The following is a 19273-nucleotide window of genomic DNA, read 5'->3' as shown; positions in this document are numbered from 1 at the left end:
GATGAATTCATCGGAACAGTGCGATGTGCTGATCATCGGCGCCGGCATCATCGGTGTGATGTCGGCTCTCTATCTGCAAGATTCCGGAAGGCGCGTCACTCTGCTGGAGCGGGAAGGCGTTGCGGAAGGCGCAAGCGCTGGCAATGCGGGTATTCTTGCTTTCCCTGAAATCATTCCAATGGCAGCACCTGGCGTGATGAAAAAAGCGCCCAAATGGCTCATCGATCCACTTGGCCCACTCAGCATTCCCCCGGCCTACGCGCTAAAGATCGCACCTTGGCTATGGCGGTTCAGGAAAGCCAGTTCACCGCGTGCCTTCGAACACGGTCTCAGCGTGCAGAAGACTATGATGAAGCTTGCGGCGGACGAAATGCAGAGGGTGGCAGCCATGCCGGAACTGGCTCACCACATATCGAACACGGGAACGCTTGATCTGTACGACAGCCGGGCAAGCTTTGATGCGGCTCGTGGCGACTGGGACGAGAAGGCCCGTGCCGGCTTTACATTTACGCGGGTCGGACGCGACGAGATCGAGACGTTGCAGCCTGGACTGGCACCGCAGTTCCAGCACGCCATGTACAGCCCCGATGGTCTACAGGTTGGTGATCCACAAGCCTTCACGCGAGCGATTGCCGACCTTGTTATCGCAAGAGGCGCGATTTTGCGCAAAGGCGAGGCCTCGGGCATTGCCATGTCGGGCGACAGGGCCATCGTCACGCTGGCCAACGGCCAGATCATAACAGCGGACAAGGTCATCGTCGCCTGTGGCGCGTGGTCCAAACCGCTGGCCGCATCTCTGGGGAACACCGTACCGCTGGAAACCGAGCGCGGCTACAACACCACATTGCCGACTGGCTCATTTAACTTGACCCGGCAGCTTTATTTCAATGACCACGCGTTCGTCGTAACGCCGTTATCATCCGGCATCCGCGTTGGCGGCGCAGTGGAACTTGGCGGCCTGCACCTGCCACCGAACTTCCGCCGATCCGAGGCCCTGCTGAAAAAGGCGGGCCGTTTTCTTCCCGAATTGAAGACCAAGGACGGAAAGCAGTGGATGGGTCTGCGCCCATCCATGCCGGATTGCCTGCCCGTCATCGGCCCATCACGTGCCAGCAGATCCGTCATCTATGCATTCGGCCACGGACACCTTGGTCTCACGCAGTCCGCAGCAACGGCAAAGCTCGTCACGGAACTTGTGACGGAGGTGGACACGTCCATCCCCGTTGACCCGTTCCGGGCAAGCCGTTTTTCCTGATCGCAACAGAAAAAGGCCCGCTCTCTCGAACGGGCCTGACCATCTTCACCAGGTCCTAGAACGGTGAGTCAGGGAAGTAGAAACCCTCCGCATTGTCCTTCGTGACGAGGGTTGCGTCCAGAATGTAGGTGCCGCGGACAGGAACCTGATCGTAGAAATTGGCGGCGGTCAGCTGCATTGCCGTGGCGACCATCGCTGGCGGGTAGAGAACATCCACAGGGATCATCTCGGCGCCATCCATGACCTTCTTGATCATATCCTTGGAACCGGCACCACCAATCACGTATTTGATATCGGTGCGCTTAGCCTGCTCGATTGCCTGGAGGACGCCAACAGCCATATCGTCATCCTGACACCAGACGACATCGATCTTCGGATATTTCGTCAGATAGTCCTGCATGACTTTGAAGGCGTCGTCGCGGTTCCAGTTACCGAACTGACGGTCCAGAATTTTAACTTTGGAGCCAGCAATTCCCTTGTCGAACCCATCCTGTCGCTGCTGATCGATCGGGATCGGCAGACCACGAATGACGACGACTTCAGCCTCTGGTGTCGTCTCTGCGATGTATTTGCCCGCGACTTCGCCCAACGCCGGATTGTTACCAGCAACATAGAGATCGCGGACGCTGTCGTCGTTGACGCTCGGTGCACGATCAACGAGGGCCACGAATTTGCCATTGCTTTTCACTTCCTTGATCGCGTTAACCAGCGGATCAGGATCTGACGGCAGAATGACGAGCGCGTCGATGCCCTGCGTCTCCAGATCCTGCACGGCATTTGCCTGGGTCGCAGCATCCGGCGATGTCTTGACGATGACGTTGAGACCTGGATGCTCCTGCATTAGCAGTTTCGCCACGCGCTCCGCATGATAGACCACACCAGAGGTCCAGCCGTGATCGGCCGCAGGGATCGAAACGCCGATCGTTACCTTTTTATCCTGGGCTTGAACCGCACTCGAAAGCGCGACCAGCGCCACGGCCATTCCCAACAGTTTCTTTTTCATGTGTTTTCCTCCCACATAGATAAGGTCTTTATTTTCAGAACCGGGCGACCCGTGAACCCGAAACCTCTAAGAGCGACGCATCAACGACCGCTGCACCAGCATGGCGATAATGATGATCGCACCCTGTATGGCACCGATCAGATATTCGCTGATGAAGTTCGAAAGCAGCATGATGTTGCCGACGAGTTCGAGAATGAATGCACCGCAAATCGTGCCCCACACTCGGCCAGCGCCGCCTTTGAGCGCGGTACCACCGACCACGACCGCCGTGATGGCCTGCAATTCCCACATCATGCCCGTCGTTGCCGACGTGGAGCCCAGTCTCGGCACGTAGAGAAGAACGGCGATGGCCACACAAAGTCCCTGGATGACAAAGGCCACCGTGCGGACGCGATTGACCGTGACACCGGAGTATTTCGCAACGTCACGGTTTGAACCGACTGCCGTAACGTGACGTCCGTACCGGGTACGGTAGAGAACAAAGGCGGCAATCGCCGTCACGATCAGTATGGCGAGGATTGGCAGCGGTATTCCCAGGAACGATCCGAAATAAACCGGACGGTACATAGCCTGTAGCTGAGGATCCCGCAGCGTAATCGCGCCGCCCTGCGAAAGCCACGTCGTCAACCCACGATACACACCCATGGTGCCCAGCGTTGCGATGAAGGGTTCGATCTTTCCCACTGTCGTGATCAAGCCGTTGGCAAGTCCGCAAAGGGCACCGACCACCAGCGCAAAGACCATGGCCAAGACCAGCATGGAGGTCGGGTCCGCCACGACGCTGGAATTCATCAGCAAGATCATGAGGCTTGCAACAAAGGCAACCATGGAACCGACCGACAGATCAAGATCTCCGGCGGAAATCACGAACGTCGCGCCCACAGCGATAATGGCGATGAATGCGCTCCGGGTGGCGACATTCGTGAGATTATTGAGGCTGATGAAATTCGGATTGACCATCGCTCCAAAGATCAGCAACAGGGCCAGGGCGACAAAGGGTGCGACGGCCCGCAGGTCTATATCGCGCAGGGATCGCCCTGCCTTTTTCTCTTTGCTGTCTTCACTTATGCTCATACCCAAAACAGACCTCCCAACCTGTCGTATCGGTCATTTGACCGCTCGTTATGCTGCCGTCTTCGTTTTTAGTCCCGCTGCGTAACGCATGATTTCCCGTTCGTTGATTTCGTCACCTTCCAGAATGCCGACAAGGCGCCCTTCGCGCATAACAGCAACCCGGGTGCAAAGCCCGATGACCTCCTGCATTTCAGACGACACCACGATGACCGAGTGGCCATCGCGCGCCAAAGCCGAAATGAAATGGTAGATTTGTTGTTTTGTCCCCACATCGATGCCTCGCGTGGGTTCGTCGATGATGATGATTTTTGGTTCAGTTTCCATGACTTTGGCAAGCAGCAACTTCTGCTGATTTCCACCTGACATGCGCCCAACGACGACGCTACCATCCCGCACGCGGATATCGAAACGCCGACGCGCTCTGTCGAGTGATCTGGCTTCGCTGGACGCGCTGAGATAACCGAACTTGCCATGCCGTTCGAGGGATTGGAGGGTCAGGTTGAGGCCCATCCCGGCACCCAACAGAAGGCCCTTGGATTTACGGTCTTTCGTCATGTAGGCAAGCCCGGCAGCAATCGAGGCATGCAGATCATGGGGCGGCAACACATGCCCGTTGACATCCACCTCACCGGCTGTGCGATTGCGCAGCCCGACAATCGCTTCTGCAAGCTCGGTGCGGCCGGAACCGATCAGGCCAGAAAAACCGATGATTTCGCCTTTGCGCAAGCCGAACGTCACATCCTTGACATAGCGGGTCGAGAGGCCATCGACCTTGAGAACAATCTCCTCATCGACATCGGGCTCACGTTTGGCCGGATAAAGGCTCGACAGTTCTCGTCCGACCATCAACTGCGCAATCGCCTCGCCATCCAGCAAGGCTGTCGGTGCAGTTTTCACCCAATGACCATCCCGAAGGACAGTCACCCGGTCGGTCAGTTCCATGACCTCGTCCAGCTTATGGGATACGAAGACGAAGCTCGTACCCTTGTCGCGCAATTTGCGGACCTGCTGGAACAGGTAGCTGGTCTCGTCACGCGACAAGACAGCGGTTGGCTCATCCATGAACACGATGCGGGCATCGCGGCTGATAGCCTTGGCAATTTCCACCATTTGCTTTTCGGCAATCGACAATGTGCCGATCAGCGCGTTTTCATCCACCGTGCAACCGAGTTCATCCAGCACACATCGCGTTGCCGCGCTCATGGCTTTGCGGTCGAGTATTCCGAAGCGCGTGACTTCCCGCCCTAAAAACAGACTTTCAGCCACAGTGAGATGTTCGGCAAGATTGAACTCCTGGTGAATGATAACGATACCAAGAGACTCAGCCGTTCCATTTGGCGGCAGCTTCACAGGCACGCCATCAAGAAGGGTTTCACCTGAATTTGGCTGCTCGAAACCGGAGAGAACTTTGACGAGGGTCGATTTGCCAGCGCCGTTTTCGCCCATAAGCGCGTGGATTTCACCCCGCTTGAGCTCAAAATTGACGCTGAAGAGCACCTGAACACCATTGAATGATTTAGAGATTCGACGTGCCGACAGCACGGTGTCTCCGCTCTCGGCGGTCATCCTCTCCATGGCACCCCTCCCCAGGTAGCTCCACCTCTTGAACAGTCATGTAAACCTTTACATGACCCATGTAAAGGTTTACATCCACCTGAGCACACGGATTTGATCGATCGGATTTGACGGATCATCAGCGCCGTGTAGTGTCCGGTCGCGTACATATCCGAGGCCTTCATTGTCGATTCCCTCATCTGCCACCATTGAAGACGTTGCCCGAATTGCGGAGGTTTCCATCGCAACGGTCTCGAGAGCCATTCACATGCCTGAAAAGGTGGCGAACTCGACCCGTCTCAAGGTTCATCAGGCCATTGCAGTGACCGGCTACACGACCAACGCCATGGCCCGCAGTCTCAGGCTAGGTCGCTCGAATATGATTCTGGTGGTCGCACCAGATATCGGAGACCCGAATTTTTCCAACATTCTGGTTGGACTTGAAAACGAAGCGCGCGCGCATGGGTACGGCATCCTCATCGGTCACACTCAAAACGACGCCCAGCGCGGTCTGGAATATCTGAAATTCCTCAATTCCAACCAGGCGGCAGGGCTCATTCTTTTCACGGGCATCTTACCGTTTGGCCATCAGGCGATGACAGCGCGACTGCCGCCAAGCGTGGGCGTCTTCGAGCCGATCTACAATGGCGGCATTCCCTATGTCGGCGTCCACGATATGGCCGGGGCGCGCAAGATCGCCGACATGCTGATCGCCGAAGGCCATCAGCGCACCGCTTTTATCGGCGATTCCAGAACCCGTCTTGCCTATAGCCGGCGACGCGCCGGATTTGACGAGGGCATGAAAGCTGCTGGACTTGCTGTGTTGCCAAGCCTGATACTGGATGGCGACGGCACTCTGGAAAGTGGGAGACTTGCCGTCGAACAGTTGTTCATGCGCGACACTCTGCCAACCGCTTTCATGTGCGTCAACGATCAAACCGCAATCGGCGTCATGATCGGACTGACAGCGCGAGGATATGATATTCCCCGCGATTTTTCGGTGACGGGCTTCGATGACATTCCACAGGCTGCGTTCATGTCACCCGCGCTGACGACCATTCGCCAGCCCAGAACATCCATCGGCAAACATGCAATGGCGCTACTTTTAGACCTCCTGGAAGGACGCCAACCCAATGAGCCCGAGATATTGTTGAGCCCGGACCTTATCGTGCGCAATTCGGTCAGCGGGCCTGCCCGGCATTTGTAGAACGCTCCGCTGAACCATTCCAGGTTTTGGGACTTCAATAGGTCTCGCGGCGAACAGGTTCATTCTGCTGCGAAGCGGACCAGAGCTCGGCCTGAACGGCACCCTGAAAATCCATGATTTCCTGGCGCATGGCGAGTTCGTCATATCCGAGGCTCGTCAGGTGAGCGGCGAGAGCCCTGCACTCGCTACGCCAGAAGAGATTTGCCTCTTCTCCATTCAGTTGCTCAAGCATCTGAACACAGCGCTTGATGTCTACGACGCGATTTTTAGCGGGAAACGCAATTACTTCAGAACGCTCTGTCACACGCACACCTTACTGCTTCGGGAATCAACATCCTATGTTTACCTGCCGCATGGTTAACGAAGTCTACAGACGCTGGATTATGGTCCTGCAGGTCTGGTGTTTTGTGAGGTTGATCAGGCCAGGAGGCCAAATGGAACGGAACGCGTATCCCCTATGGTTTCGCTTTCACCGCCAATTCAAAGGCTTTATGCAAATACAGCGCTTCGCATGCGAAGGGATCAAAAAATTTGCGCAAATTTTACCATTAAAGATCACCAAAATTTTATTCTGCGCGTTTTAAGAGAAGCATATGGATATTGAACCTGATGGGGTTCCGTAATATACTGCGTCCAAAAGAAACCAATAAAAAAGCACACCTCAATAGTGAGAGTATGCTTGGCGGAGGAGAAAGACATGTACGCGCCGCGCGTTTTCATCAGTATGATGTGTGCTTTGCTGGCGTTTGCAGTTGCGACCTATATCATTTATGGGTCTTTTTACACCGCGTTCATCCAAACCGTGCTCGGTCTCGTCATTATACAGGTCGGCTACTTTGCTGGCGTAGTATTTCTCGTGGCGAAAGAAAACCGCCGTATGCGCAAAGCCTCAGGCTTTCAAAAAGATACGCCAGTTCTGCAAGAAACGACAATCGTCGATACGATTGCGGCAGTTGCACCACATCACGCTAAATTAAGCGACTTCTGAGACCTGATCCCTACACCATTCCTTTTCGCAATTGCGAAATAACACCCGTCTGTCCATATCTCTGACATTTTCTACGTTGAGAAAACAACGACGTAACACTGCAGGGAAACGGCATGGCTTCGGGCTTACAATCCATTTGTGTAATCATCGCTGCGAAAAACGCGTCTGACACCATCAGAACTGCCATCATGTCAGCACTGTCTGAGCCCGAAGTCGCGGAAGTCGTCGTCATCGATGACGGTTCGACGGACGCGACGAGCGTGGTCGCGCAGGCGTGTGACGATGGAACAGGGCGGCTGAAAGTCGAGCGTTTTGACGTTAATCGCGGGCCATCTGCCGCACGCAATCATGCGATCTCCCTGTCGACATCACCGCTGATCAGCATTCTCGATGCCGATGACTTTTTCTTCGAAGGCCGCTTCTCGGCCATGCTGGAAACCGATGATTGGGACCTCGTTGCCGACAATATCGCGTTCATCCAGCAATCGGTCGCGAGCGCATCCTCCATACGTCCCGCTCGTTTTGCTCCCGAAGAGCATTTTCTCGAGCTGGCGGAATTCATTGAAGGCAACATTTCCAAACGGGGCGTGGAACGCGGCGAAACAGGATTTTTGAAGCCGGTCATCCGTCGCGCATTCCTGGAAAAGCACGGATTAAGGTACGATGAAGCTTTGCGATTGGGCGAAGACTATGAAATTTACGTTCGCGCCCTCGCTTGCGGCGCGCGCTACAAGGTCATTCGCAATTGTGGCTATGGCGCCATTGTCAGGGGTGACTCCCTGAGTGGCAGCCATCGCACGGACGATCTGAAACAGCTCTTCGAGGCTGATCAGAGGATCCTGGCCGCCTATCCGCTCAAGGAAGAGGAAAAAGTCGTTCTTCTCGAACACGAGCGCCATATCCGCGAAAAATTCGAGCTGCGCGATTTCCTGGATGCCAAATCAAAGGGCGGCATGGGTGCAGCGATGTCTCATGCGCTGAGCCGCCTCCCCGCCGTGCCAGCAATCGTGCGAGGCATCATGCGAGATAAAACCGCACAATTCCAAAAAAAGCCTCAGCAGACCGCAGACATCAGATATCTTCTAAGGGCAACGCCGCTCAATTCTTAAAACCAAGCGGCGTTGTATCTCAGAAATAGTCTTTTTTGATCGTTTCCAAGACAGCTTGAAAACGCTGTTTGCGCTCCTCGAGTCGACCGTCCGGGCTGAGACGCGGTTCGGCGCGGCTTGCCTGCCAAAGAGCGAGCGTCGATGGCGCTGCAAGAACCTGCTTTGCCAGTTTCCGCAGAGAACGCTGTTCCTCCTGCGGGCGAACGAGAACGTCGCCCTCATGCGCGGGCGCTGTCGATCCAGATGCCGATGTCTGTTCGACAATCACCGGCGGCGGCGGTGGCGGGAAACTCATTCCCCAGAACTTGGAGCCCTTCTTCGCCGCTTCGGCGCGTGTGGAAACCGGGATGTAACGCGGCTCATATTTTACCCCGACACTGCCGGCCCAATCGCTCCACTTGAAGCTGTTGATGGAGGTTGATGTGCTGACCGCAACCCATGGCACACGGAAAGCATCGGCCAGAATTGCGCCATGCATGGATTCGGCCACAATGAATTCCGATTGGGCGATATGCTTGATGACTGCCTTGGCTTCACCACGCGGGTCGAGATAGGTCAGACCCGCAGGCTCGCACACAGCTTCCCACATACCGAATTCCGCCGATTCCCAATGGGGAACAAACGTCTTCTTGTGGATTTTGGGGAGATTTTGGAAGTCAGGCATCTCCGTGACCATGACGGCTGGATCGACAATCCCCATCTCAGGCGGAAGGCCAAGCTTGCCTGCTGTCATCTCTCCGCGAACGCAGCGTATATCCCAAAGATCGCGGTTCGAAATATCCGGCACAGCGCCATAGCCGTAACCACTTCCGACAATCAGCTTGCGCTGCGTTGGCGGAAAGAGAACATCGTTCAGGACAGTTCCAACGCCAACAAGCAGAACGTCCGGATGAACATCCCGCAAACCAGGCAGCAGAAAATCCCAAAGCCATAGATTAAGGTCATCGCCGAAATTGCCGTGATGCGATTCCCAATGATAAGGTCTCATGGACTACTCCTGAATAAAAATATGAGTGGCAAGCAAGCTTATTTCGGGCGAGCGAGTTTGCCCGTTCCCAACTCGAGTGCAGCACGCAAGATCGCCGGATCACGCATCATCCATTTGAACAAAAGGCCCAATTCCGGTGCCTTGCGCTGTTTCAGCTTGCCGGCCTGGCTCCACAAGGCCTGCTTGCGGGCCGTGTTCTTGTAGGATGCGATGGACGCAACATCCGCTGGACGTTGGGCAAAGCGGCTCTGCAACGTGTCGAGCGCCACCCAGGTGTTGAACTGCTGACGCAGAAATTCCGGCGAGGTGTTGTCGATGCTATGAAAAATGTTGACGCCCATGCCACGCATGGCACCGGCATCATCACAGAGCAGCGAACGCTTGGATGCCAGAATGCAATCGCAGAAAAACAGGACGTCTTCGGCCGCAAGGCGCAAGACCGGGTCGAACCGTATCTTCTCGAAGAGCGGCCGGCCTATGACCATGCACGACAGGTGCAAAAAGCTCCAGTTGCGCAACATGACGCTGGCAAGATCCGGCAATTCGATGATTTTGGGTGACTCCGACAGGCGTTTTGCGCCTTCGTCATTCTCCAGTTCCGCAATAGCGAAGTGATAATAGAACTCGTCACTCGCCTGCATCGACGCCCAGTAGCACTCGCCGCCAAACGTATCGAGGCTGAAAGCGGCATTCTTCAAGTGGTCTGGTGTCCACATATCATCCGAATCGAGGAAAGCGACGTAGGTTGTTTCTGCAGGCACGTTGTCGAGGCCTGTGTTGCGCGCTCCCCCTGGACCAGCATTCGCCTGCTTGACAACTTTGATGCGCGCCTGTTGGTCTGCGCTGAGGTCGGCCATCTCTTTCTCAATCGGATAGGGCGATTCATCATCCACGATGACGAGATCGAAATCCTGAAGGGTCTGGGAAAAAACCGAGGCCAATGCACGGCCAAGAACGCCATGCTGTTTTTGATAATAAGGAATAACGACTGTAAATTTCGCCATTGTTTCGCCCCTTGTGTTGATCAAGAAGTGTCGGGCCCGATAAAAAGAGCGGCCCCGATGAGTGGCTAACCCCCTGCCAGCCCCCACTGGCCTCCGAATTTATAGGATGCACGCATGCCCCCTGCTCCGAGCGTCAAGACGATTACCGCAAATGTCGGCTGGAGCATATTGTCAAAAACAGGCACATTCGGGCTTAAGTTTGTCACAGTACCAATTCTTGCCCGATTGTTGACGCCTGAAGAGTTTGGCGTCGTTGCGGTCGGGCTAACCGTCGTCCAGTTCCTCACAATGATTGCCGGTGCGGGACTGACGTCGGCGCTGATCGTCGAGAAAGAAGAGGATATGGACACGATCCACACCGTCTTCTGGGCCAATCTGGCGATTTCCTGCACCATGGCAGCCATTCTTTATTTCGGAGCGGAGTTTTTCGGCGGTTTGTTGGGTGCGGTCGAAAGCGCCTATCTGCTTCGCATCATGGCTTTCCTTATTCCGTTGCAGCTGGCGGGCGACGTCGCCTATTCGCTTCTGGCGAGGCGCATGAATTTCAGCAAGGACGCCATCTGGAGCATGACGTCCGAAAGTGCCGCTGCCATCCTTGCGGTCATCCTTGCATTTTCAGGCTTCGGGGTATGGGCACTGGTCATACAGCTTTTCGCCGCAGCGCTAATTCGACTTGTCGGCCTTTATGCCGTCTCGCGCTACAAGCCAGCCTTCATCATGAAGCCAAAGCGTCTCATACCTCTCCTGGGTTTCAGCTCCGGATTGATGGGGTCAGAAATCGCCAACTTCGTCACTTTTCAATCGCCGATGGTTATCATTGCGCGCTATCTCGGCCTTGCGGATGCTGGTGCATACTCGGCATCCAACCGTTTCGCCAGCATTCCGAACCAGGTGGTTCTTTCTGCCGTCATGGGTGTCCTATTTCCCGCGTTCAGCCGCATGATGGATGACAAGAATCGTCGTCGTGAAGCGCTGATGTTCAGCACGCAGGTGCTAACCGTGTTGTTGGCGCCCATGATGTTCGGGCTCTGGGCTATTGCCGAGCCTGCGATGTTGGTGATTTTTGGACCGAACTGGGCCTACGCCTGGCCGGTGCTAGGGCTTCTGGCCCTATCGAAAGCCATTTTGACGCCGTGCAGTACCTTCATTCCTTATCTTAAGGGTGCCGGATACGGTCGTGTCCTGTTTTGGTCCGCAACGATCCGCGCAGTCGTCACCACCATTGCCGTCTGGCTGGCTGCTCTTTATGGAACACTGATCGACGCGATGGTTTGGCTGTGCATTGTCAATGCTGTCACACTTGTCGCCTATTCCTGGGCGGTATTCCGGGCAAGCGAAACTCCCCTTCTTCGGGGTATGTATGTCAGCAGCAGGCCGATGATTGCCGCATTCGTTATGGCGCTTTGCGTGCGATATGTCCTGCATGTATTCGAAGCAAGCCTGCCGCACGCCTATATGCAGGTACTGGTGGGAGCGGTCGTGGGCGGCGTGGTATACGCTGTTCTGGTCCTGCTGACCGAACGTGTCCTGCTTCAAAAGATTGTTGGTCTGGTGCGTGACCGGAAAACGAAGCAGGCAGCGGCAGGACCTGCTTGAATGACTGGGCCAAGTAGCCACAAAGCAGCCTGCTTTCAACGTAGCGCCTCAGATTCCCGCGCTAAAAGCCGGTGTGTTTTTGCATTGCAGCAACTTTAGTTGCCTTAAATTTCATCATCAACCTTAAAGACAAAAAATGCCGTTTCTGGATATTGTTTATTGGAAACAATGATTTAAAAATTTCTCTGAAATCGGGACCCGGCTAGTACACAGATTCACCTGTGATATTTCGACGGAACCTATGCCGCGTTGCCACATTTTGTCCGCAACTAGAACCGAGACTCCGTCTCTCGGACGCACGTTCGTTATGGTTGCACCGCGGCTTAGGGAGAGGCCGCTCAGTAAATAAGGGTACTGACGTGACTTTTGATCAGAACCTATCCTCCCGTATCAATCTGATGCGCATAGTCTTGATATCCGGAATTGTGTTCGTGCACGTACCGCACGATCCTGAAACCAGCCCCTTTCTGGGTGCTTACGGCTTCTTCGACTGGGTACGTGTGTTTTTAGGTGACGCATTGTTCCGCATAGGCGTTCCTTGTCTCAGCGCGATTTCTGGCTATCTGCTTTTCAGGCGCGGATTGGCGGACTTTGACTACCCAGCGACGATCAAGTCCAAGACGAGAACCGTGTTGCTACCGTTCCTGTTGTGGAACGGGCTCCTGTTTTTAGGCGTCCTTGTGATGCAGCGCTTTGGCGTCGGCGTGGGATATTTCCCGGATTTGTGGAGTGCGACCGCACGCGAAATCATGAACCATGGCGCGGCTGTTGAGGAATTTCCCCTCAACATTCCCCTGTATTTCCTCCGCGATCTCTTTGTCTGCATTCTGCTATCCCCGATCCTTGCATTTCTGGTCCAGCGTTTTCCCTGGCCGACGCTTGTGGTTCTGCTCGTGCTGACGGCACTGCCGGATCTCCCAATCTGGATCGTTCAGAAAAAATCGATCCTCTTCAGCTTTTCGCTCGGCATCGCGCTTGCGCTCCACAAGGTCGATTTAAAAACGCTCGATCCCTATGCTGGTAGAATAACGCTCGCCATCATGGTTGCAGCAACTTTGCTGGCGACAGGGCTGTATTTCACGGGGCCGGCGTTCACCTTCGAATTGAACCTGCTGAGAAACCTTCTGGCGGTTGCCGGCGCAATCGGACTGTGGGCGTTCTCCTCGATCATGATCGAAAGCCGGGCCGGGCGCCGCCTTTCGCAGACGGGCAGTCTCAGCTTCTGGATTTTTTGTGCCCACTACCCCCTGCTCGTCATCATGTGGATGATCTGGAACAAGGGAGGCCCGGACTTCTATCCAGCCTTCTATATCGGCGCCGTATTGTCGTCCTTCGTCATCCTCATCATCACAGATGCTCAGGTTCGGTCCAGGTTTCCATCGCTTTACGCCGTTCTGACGGGAAGCCGCAGCAGCAAGCAGAAAGGGCTTACGCCTTTGACTTCGACTGCCTCAGCAAGATCGCGTCCAACATCGGCAGACACAACCTACTCGCAACGACATAGGTGACACCATGACCGCATCTTTCATATTTTCTCAGTCGCGCCTGATCACGGCAGCACTGCTCGCTATGAGCCTCGGTGCACCCGCTGCAATGGCGCAGGAAGACAACGGCAAGTCATTTGTCGAAAAATTTGACAGCATGGATCGCTCCTTCTGGTACGTCTCCGACGGCTGGAACAATGGTCCGCATCAAAATTGCACCTGGTCTAAGAAGCTCGTGAAATTCGAAGGCGGGCAGTTGCAACTCGGCTATCAGGAAGGCAAGGCCGGTGACCGCAACTACTCGTGTGGGGAAATCCAGACCAAGGGTCGTTACCGTTACGGCACATATGAGGCGCGAATCAAAACGGCACCCGGATCGGGTCTGAACTCTGCATTCTTTACCTATATCGGCCCCACGGACAAGAAACCCCATGACGAAATCGATATGGAAGTTCTTGGCAAGAACAGCTCCGAGGTTCAGTTAAATCAGTATGTATCTGCCAAGGGTGGCAACGAAAAACTTGTCGATGTCGAGGGCGGAGCGGACAAGGCTTTCAACGACTACGCGTTTGTTTGGGAGCCTGCGCGCTTGCGTTATTACGTCAACGGCAAAATGGTGCACGAAGTAACGGATGCATCCAAAATTCCACAAAACCCGCAGAAGATTTTCTTCAGCCTTTGGGGCACTGACACGTTGAAAAGCTGGATGGGCAAATTCGCCTACACGGGCCCGACCGTCATGAGCGTTGAACAGATGGCGTTTACGGCACTCGGCGACAAATGCCAATTTCCTGAATCCGTTGCCTGCGCGTCAAACTAACGCGACAACGTTTCGGTAAATTGTCTCGACCACCTTTTTTCAGGACGCTTTTTATGACGCATATTCTCTATCTCGCTCACGACCTAGCCGACCCGGCCATCCGCCGGCGGGTCATGACGCTGCAGGCGGGTGGAGCAAAGGTCAGCCTCGCAGGATTTACGCGCGGTAAAAACAGCCTAGCGACCGTCGACGGCGTCACGCCCACCCTCTTGGGCGAGACAGCGGATGGGCAGTTCGTCCAGCGAATCCAGTCTGTCGTAAAATCGAGCTTTTCCCTCAAGCGCCTTCTAAAAAACGTGACGAGGCCGGATGTCATCATCGCACGTAATCTTGAGATGCTCGCTTTATCACGCCGCGCGTCGAGCATTTACGGGCGCGATGTCCCTGTGGTCTACGAGTGCCTCGATATCCACCGTCTGTTGCTGAACGAAGGCCCTGCAGGGAAGCTTGTGAACGCCGCACAACGCTATTTCGCCAAAGACGCCAAGCTGCTGATCACCAGTTCCCCGGCATTTGTGAGCCGGTATTTCGCACCGCGCTCAGGCTTGGCCTTGCCCGTGCTGTTGCAGGAAAACAAAGTTCTTCTTCTTGACGGAAACCAAGCGCAGATTTCCCCGCAGCCCCGCGCGCCAAAGGCCGGTGAACCCTGGAAAATCGGTTGGTTTGGCGCGCTGCGTTGCCGAAAATCGCTCGAGATTCTCGCGGATTTTGCAAAGCGGATGGATGGAAAAGTCGAGATCGTCCTGCGCGGTCGCCCGGCCTACTCCGAGTTCGACGATTTCGATGGTTTCGTCGCCAATGCGCCTCATCTGAATTTTAGAGGGCCATACAAGAATCCCGAAGATTTGGCCTCGATCTATCATGATGTGCATTTCACGTGGGCGATAGATTTCTTCGAAGAGGGCCAAAACTCAAGCTGGTTGCTGCCAAACAGGCTCTATGAAGGCTGTCTGTATGGCACTCTTCCCATTGCAGTGGCGGGAACAGAAACAGCGCGTTTTCTGGAGACGAGAAACATCGGACATGTTCTTCCAATTGCCAACACTGACACTCTTGCGGCACTTTTCCAGCAGATGAATGAGCCAGCCTATCTTGAATCGTTTAGAAACCTTGCATCCATCAATCGTGATCACTGGGTGACGGATCATCAGGACTGCATCCAACTCGTTCATAAACTTGCGTCATTGGCAGCGCCGCACAATGGCCGCTCCGTTGCAGCAAAACTATCAACCGCTTGACGGGGTCAACCATGAAGTTGCAAACCATTCCAGACGTAAAAACTTTGATTGTCATTCCTTGCCTCAACGAGGCACGGACGATCGATGATCTGCTGCTGAAATTTTCCAGCACGCTCAACAATTCTCAAGACCGTATCATCGTGGCAGACGGCGGAAGCACGGATGGCACACGCGACATCGTCGCCAGGTTTTCCACGCAGGATCCCAGGATCCTTCTTCTCGCCAATCCAAAGCGCATTCAGAGTGCGGGGATCAATCTTGCCGTCGATATGTTCAGCGAGGGATATGATTATCTCATTCGCATCGACGCGCATGGCGATTATCCCGACGATTATTGCCATCGCCTGCTGGAAGATGCTGTTCAAACAAACGCTGACTCGGTTGTCGTCGCGATGGATACGGTTGGGCATGGGACCTTCCAGAAAGCCACGGCCATCGCTCAGAACTCCAAACTCGGCAATGGGGGCTCGAAGCACCGCGAGGGGGCAAAGGGCCATTGGATCGACCATGGCCATCACGCACTGATGCGGATTTCCGCATTCAAGACTGTCGGCGGCTATGACGAGAGCTTTAGTCACAATGAAGATGCCGAGCTGGATTTCAGGCTTCGCAAATCCGGTTTCCGCATCTGGATGACCGACAAGACCCGCATGACCTACTATCCACGCGCAGATGTGCGACCCCTGTTCAAGCAATACATGGCCTATGGCCGGGGACGTGCAAAGAACCTATTGAAGCACCGTTCTCTACCGAAAATTCGCCAGATGATTCCACTGGCCGTCATGCCCGTTGCGCTCCTGGCTCTGCTGGGTGTTTTCCATTGGATTGCGCTCTTGCCCCTCTGCCTTTGGATCGCCGCATGCCTCGGTTACGGGCTTTGGATGGCCGTTGCTCAGAAAAACCCTTATGGTCCCCTGGCAGCCTTCGCCGCGATGGTCATGCATTTTGCATGGTCAACAGGCTTCTGGCTGGAATTGGCGGGGTCTTTTGGCACCTCGGCGCCGATGACAGGAAAGGCGATCTCATGAGCAGCACGTCACTTGCTTTGGCTTCACAACCGATCAAAGTCGATATTGGGATCTGCACCTACCGCCGCCCGGCGGTGGTCGCAACGTTGACGTCCTTATTCGATCTCACCGTTCCAAATGGTGTCACTGTTCGCCTCATCGTGGCAGATAACGATGCCGAGCCCAGCGCCGAAGCGTCAATCGACCTATTGCGTGAAACCTCGCCCTTTGAGATTACCTACGTCCATTGCCCAAAATCCAACATCTCGATTGCTCGCAACGCATGCCTGTCAACCAGCGATGGCGACTATCTGGCCTTCATCGACGACGATGAAACCGCACCTGCAGAATGGCTCGTCGAGCTTCTCGAAACCGCTGACGAGACGGGTGCCGAAGCCGTGTTGGGACCTGTGACGGCAGTCTATAAACCAACGGTTCCGGACTGGATGCGCAGAGGTGATTTCCATTCGACCCGGCCAGTCTGGGTCAATGGCCAGATCATCACTGGCTACACCTGCAACACCCTGCTTCGTATGAAGGCACCCTCACTCAGCGGTCGACGTTTTGCCTTATCGCTCGGCCAGAGCGGGGGAGAAGACACGCACTTTTTCTCACATATGCATGCAGATGGCGGACGTATCGCCTTTGCAGAAAAAGCACTGCTTTCAGAGCCCGTGCCCGACACCCGCGCCAGCTTCATGTGGCTTGCAAAACGCCGCTTTCGCTCCGGACAGACGCACGGCCGCCTGCTCGCGGAAAAAAAGCCCGGGATTTCGCGCGTTTCCCAGGGTCTGATTGCAGGCGCAAAGGTCATCGCATGCGCTGCCATGGCGGCGTTGGGCGCGTTCGATCCGGTGCGGAGGAACAGGCAATTGCTTCGTTTGGCGCTTCACCTGGGGTCTGTCAGTGGTGCCTTCGGTGTGCGTGAGATACGCCAGTACGGCGCCGTGGAGGCAACATGATGGAGGCGCTGGCACAGCCCGACGTTACCTTTATCATAGCAGCCTACAATTCGGCTGAGACCATCGTTCCCGCTATCGAGAGCGCTTTGTCTCAAGAAGACGTCTCGCTGGAAGTCATCGTCGTAGATGACAAGTCATCCGACGCGACGCGCGAAATTGTCGGCGCTCTGGGCCATAGAGATCCACGTGTGCGACTGATTGCGCTGGACCAAAATCTTGGTCCAGGCGGAGCGCGGAACGCTGGTATCGACGCTGCCAATGGTCTGTGGATCGCCGTCCTTGATTCCGACGACGCGATTGAGCCACAGCGCACGGCGCGAATGATTGCCCGCGCAGAAAACGCAAATGCCGGTATTGCAGTTGATAATCTCGATGTCGTTTACACAGATGGACGCCCAAAGGAGACGATGTTTCCCGAGGCGCTTCTGGAGGCGCGCCGCGTCTTGACGCTCGAAGACTTCATTGCCTCGAATGTATTATTCCGCTCGACTTTCAATTTCGGCTACATGAAGCCGATGTTCAGACGTGATTTTCTGAATACGCACCAATTGCGGTTTCACCCGACACTGCGGATCGGAGAGGATTATCTGCTCCTGGCATCTGCGCTTGCCGTCGGTGGTCTCTGCGTCATCGAACCACAGCCCGGCTATGTCTACAACATCCGGGAAGGCTCGATTTCCCGCGTGCTTGAGCTTCGTCATGTGGAGGCTATGATCGCCGCCGACGCAGAGTTTCTGGCCCATTATACGTTATTGCCCGCAGCAAGAGACGCCCAGAACCAACGGAGCCGAAGCCTGATCGAGGCCCGTCATTTTCTGATGCTGGTGTCGAGCATCAAGAAGCGCTCTGTCGTTGGCATCCTGAAAATCGCGTTGCGTGATCCGGTTTCACTGCGGCATCTTCGCATGCCGATCGAATTGCGGCTGAGGAAACTTCGCCAATCCATTTTTACTTCAACGATTGATCGAGACGTGAAGCGACAGGCATCCTGATGCCCGGCGCGACACGTTTGTAAAGTATTGTCCAAGGAGCATGCTGTGGACCTGAACAGGACGGTCAGAAAAGCTGTTATTCCCGTGGCCGGGAACGGAACGCGATTCCTGCCTGCTACAAAGGCCATGCCGAAGGAAATGCTGACAATTGTTGACAGGCCCGTCGTCCAATATGCCGTCGACGAAGCGATGCAGGCTGGCATCGAACACATTATCTTCGTCACCAGCCGCAACAAAACGGCGATCGAAGATTATTTCGACAGTGCCCCTGAACTGGTGAACACTTTGACGCGGGCCGGCAAGACGATGCAGGTTCTGCAACTGGAGAAAATGCTACCGCTTGCCGGAACTGTCAGCTACACCCGCCAGCAGATACCGCTTGGTCTAGGGCACGCCGTTTGGTGCGCTCGCGAGCTTGTCGGAAAGGAGCCTTTTGCGCTGCTGCTGCCCGACATGGTGTCGTATGGAGCACGCGGTTGCATCTCAGGACTGATGAAACTGTATGAAGAAGTCGGCGGTAATATTCTGGGCGTGGAAGAATGCAAGGCTGAGGACACATCGGCTTATGGCATTGTCGGCGTCGGCACGACGGTCAATCATGGTTTTCGCGTTACGGAAATGGTCGAAAAGCCTGACCCCTCTCAAGCGCCATCCCATTTTTACCTCAATGGTCGGTATATTTTGCAGCCGGAAATTTTTGATACTCTCGCCAAACAGGAACGCGGCGCGGGCAATGAGATACAGTTGACGGATGGTATGAGGCGCCTTGCCGAAACCCAGCCGTTCCATGCCCAAAAATTTATCGGGCGAACATTCGATTGCGGTAGTAAACAGGGGTTTATCGCGGCAAACGTTGCCTTCTCGTTGATGCGCTCTGACATGGAAGCCCAGGTTCTGGCTTCTATCAAGGAACTCATCTCAAACCACGAAAGCCGCATCAAAGCGGCCTGACATTCAATAATCCGATGCAGGGAGGGCAGAAAAAATCTGGC

Annotated in this window: 18 protein-coding genes; 12 read left to right on the top strand and 6 right to left on the bottom strand. The window is 55.0% G+C overall.

Translation table 11 applies throughout. The features are described 5' to 3' along the window. The first annotated feature begins 1 nt into the window (after position 1). The gene (locus GGQ73_RS06645) at positions 2-1255 is read left to right on the top strand and encodes an NAD(P)/FAD-dependent oxidoreductase (protein ID WP_174155559.1); all 1254 of its coding nucleotides are present in this window, start codon (positions 2-4) and stop codon (positions 1253-1255) included. Between the two features lie 55 nt (positions 1256-1310). Here GGQ73_RS06645 and GGQ73_RS06640 read toward each other — a convergent pair whose 3' ends face one another. The 3 genes from GGQ73_RS06640 to GGQ73_RS06630 form a co-directional block, all read right to left on the bottom strand. Next, positions 1311-2258 carry a substrate-binding domain-containing protein gene (locus GGQ73_RS06640; RefSeq protein WP_183894942.1) on the bottom strand — a complete coding sequence of 316 codons (948 nt, stop codon included), beginning with the start codon at positions 2256-2258 and terminating at the stop codon, positions 1311-1313. Positions 2259-2324: 66 nt separating this feature from the next. Beyond that, a complete protein-coding gene (locus tag GGQ73_RS06635) occupies positions 2325-3332 on the bottom strand; it encodes an ABC transporter permease (RefSeq protein WP_174155561.1) in 1008 nt (335 codons plus the stop codon). Positions 3333-3380: 48 nt separating this feature from the next. After that, positions 3381-4898, bottom strand: a complete 1518-nt coding sequence (locus GGQ73_RS06630) for a sugar ABC transporter ATP-binding protein (protein WP_183895097.1) — start codon at positions 4896-4898, stop codon at positions 3381-3383. 172 nt (positions 4899-5070) lie between these two features. Between GGQ73_RS06630 and GGQ73_RS06625 the strand changes: the two genes are divergently transcribed. Beyond that, entirely contained in the window at positions 5071-6093 is a 1023-nt protein-coding gene (locus GGQ73_RS06625; protein WP_183894940.1) for a LacI family DNA-binding transcriptional regulator, read from the top strand. 34 nt (positions 6094-6127) lie between these two features. Here GGQ73_RS06625 and GGQ73_RS06620 read toward each other — a convergent pair whose 3' ends face one another. After that, complete coding sequence (locus tag GGQ73_RS06620; protein WP_183894938.1) at positions 6128-6397, bottom strand: DUF6074 family protein; 270 nt, start codon at positions 6395-6397, stop codon at positions 6128-6130. A 393-nt stretch (positions 6398-6790) separates the two neighbouring features. On the opposite strand from GGQ73_RS06620, the gene GGQ73_RS06615 reads away from it, so the two are divergent. Beyond that, the gene (locus GGQ73_RS06615; RefSeq protein ID WP_174155564.1) at positions 6791-7081 is read left to right on the top strand and encodes an exopolysaccharide production repressor protein; all 291 of its coding nucleotides are present in this window, start codon (positions 6791-6793) and stop codon (positions 7079-7081) included. 113 nt (positions 7082-7194) lie between these two features. Further along, positions 7195-8190: a glycosyltransferase family 2 protein gene (locus GGQ73_RS06610; protein ID WP_183894937.1), complete on the top strand. Its 996-nt coding sequence runs from the start codon at positions 7195-7197 to the stop codon at positions 8188-8190. A 19-nt stretch (positions 8191-8209) separates the two neighbouring features. Here GGQ73_RS06610 and GGQ73_RS06605 read toward each other — a convergent pair whose 3' ends face one another. Beyond that, positions 8210-9178, bottom strand: coding sequence for a polysaccharide pyruvyl transferase family protein (locus GGQ73_RS06605; protein WP_183894935.1), 969 nt, complete (start codon positions 9176-9178; stop codon positions 8210-8212). 38 nt (positions 9179-9216) lie between these two features. Further along, a complete protein-coding gene (locus GGQ73_RS06600) occupies positions 9217-10182 on the bottom strand; it encodes a glycosyltransferase family 2 protein (RefSeq protein ID WP_183894933.1) in 966 nt (321 codons plus the stop codon). Positions 10183-10296: 114 nt separating this feature from the next. Between GGQ73_RS06600 and GGQ73_RS06595 the strand changes: the two genes are divergently transcribed. From GGQ73_RS06595 to GGQ73_RS06560, 8 genes are all read left to right on the top strand, one after another. Further along, positions 10297-11778, top strand: a complete 1482-nt coding sequence (locus GGQ73_RS06595) for a lipopolysaccharide biosynthesis protein (protein ID WP_183894931.1) — start codon at positions 10297-10299, stop codon at positions 11776-11778. 359 nt (positions 11779-12137) lie between these two features. Further along, the gene (locus GGQ73_RS06590; protein WP_327786296.1) at positions 12138-13286 is read left to right on the top strand and encodes an acyltransferase family protein; all 1149 of its coding nucleotides are present in this window, start codon (positions 12138-12140) and stop codon (positions 13284-13286) included. Positions 13287-13290: 4 nt separating this feature from the next. Next, complete coding sequence (gene exoK, locus GGQ73_RS06585; protein ID WP_183894929.1) at positions 13291-14082, top strand: endo-1,3-1,4-beta-glycanase ExoK; 792 nt, start codon at positions 13291-13293, stop codon at positions 14080-14082. 53 nt (positions 14083-14135) lie between these two features. Further along, on the top strand, positions 14136-15320 hold the full coding sequence (locus GGQ73_RS06580) for a glycosyltransferase family protein (RefSeq protein WP_183894927.1): 1185 nt from the start codon (positions 14136-14138) through the stop codon (positions 15318-15320). A gap of 11 nt (positions 15321-15331) precedes the next feature. Continuing rightward, positions 15332-16348 (top strand): glycosyltransferase family 2 protein, encoded by a 1017-nt coding sequence (locus GGQ73_RS06575; RefSeq protein WP_183894925.1) that lies wholly within the window; start codon positions 15332-15334, stop codon positions 16346-16348. Continuing rightward, on the top strand, positions 16345-17289 hold the full coding sequence (locus GGQ73_RS06570) for a glycosyltransferase family 2 protein (protein WP_286089342.1): 945 nt from the start codon (positions 16345-16347) through the stop codon (positions 17287-17289). The genes GGQ73_RS06575 and GGQ73_RS06570 overlap by 4 nt, the downstream gene beginning before the upstream one ends. Further along, positions 17286-18281: a glycosyltransferase family 2 protein gene (locus tag GGQ73_RS06565; RefSeq protein WP_412762955.1), complete on the top strand. Its 996-nt coding sequence runs from the start codon at positions 17286-17288 to the stop codon at positions 18279-18281. The genes GGQ73_RS06570 and GGQ73_RS06565 overlap by 4 nt, the downstream gene beginning before the upstream one ends. A 45-nt stretch (positions 18282-18326) precedes the next feature. Further along, on the top strand, positions 18327-19232 hold the full coding sequence (locus tag GGQ73_RS06560; protein ID WP_183894923.1) for a UTP--glucose-1-phosphate uridylyltransferase: 906 nt from the start codon (positions 18327-18329) through the stop codon (positions 19230-19232). The last annotated feature ends 41 nt before the right edge of the window (positions 19233-19273 follow it).

It is taken from the genome of Rhizobium skierniewicense (assembly GCF_014196515.1).
Classification (GTDB): Bacteria; Pseudomonadota; Alphaproteobacteria; order Rhizobiales; family Rhizobiaceae; genus Agrobacterium; species Agrobacterium skierniewicense.
This window is presented reverse-complemented; position numbering and strand designations above follow the sequence as displayed.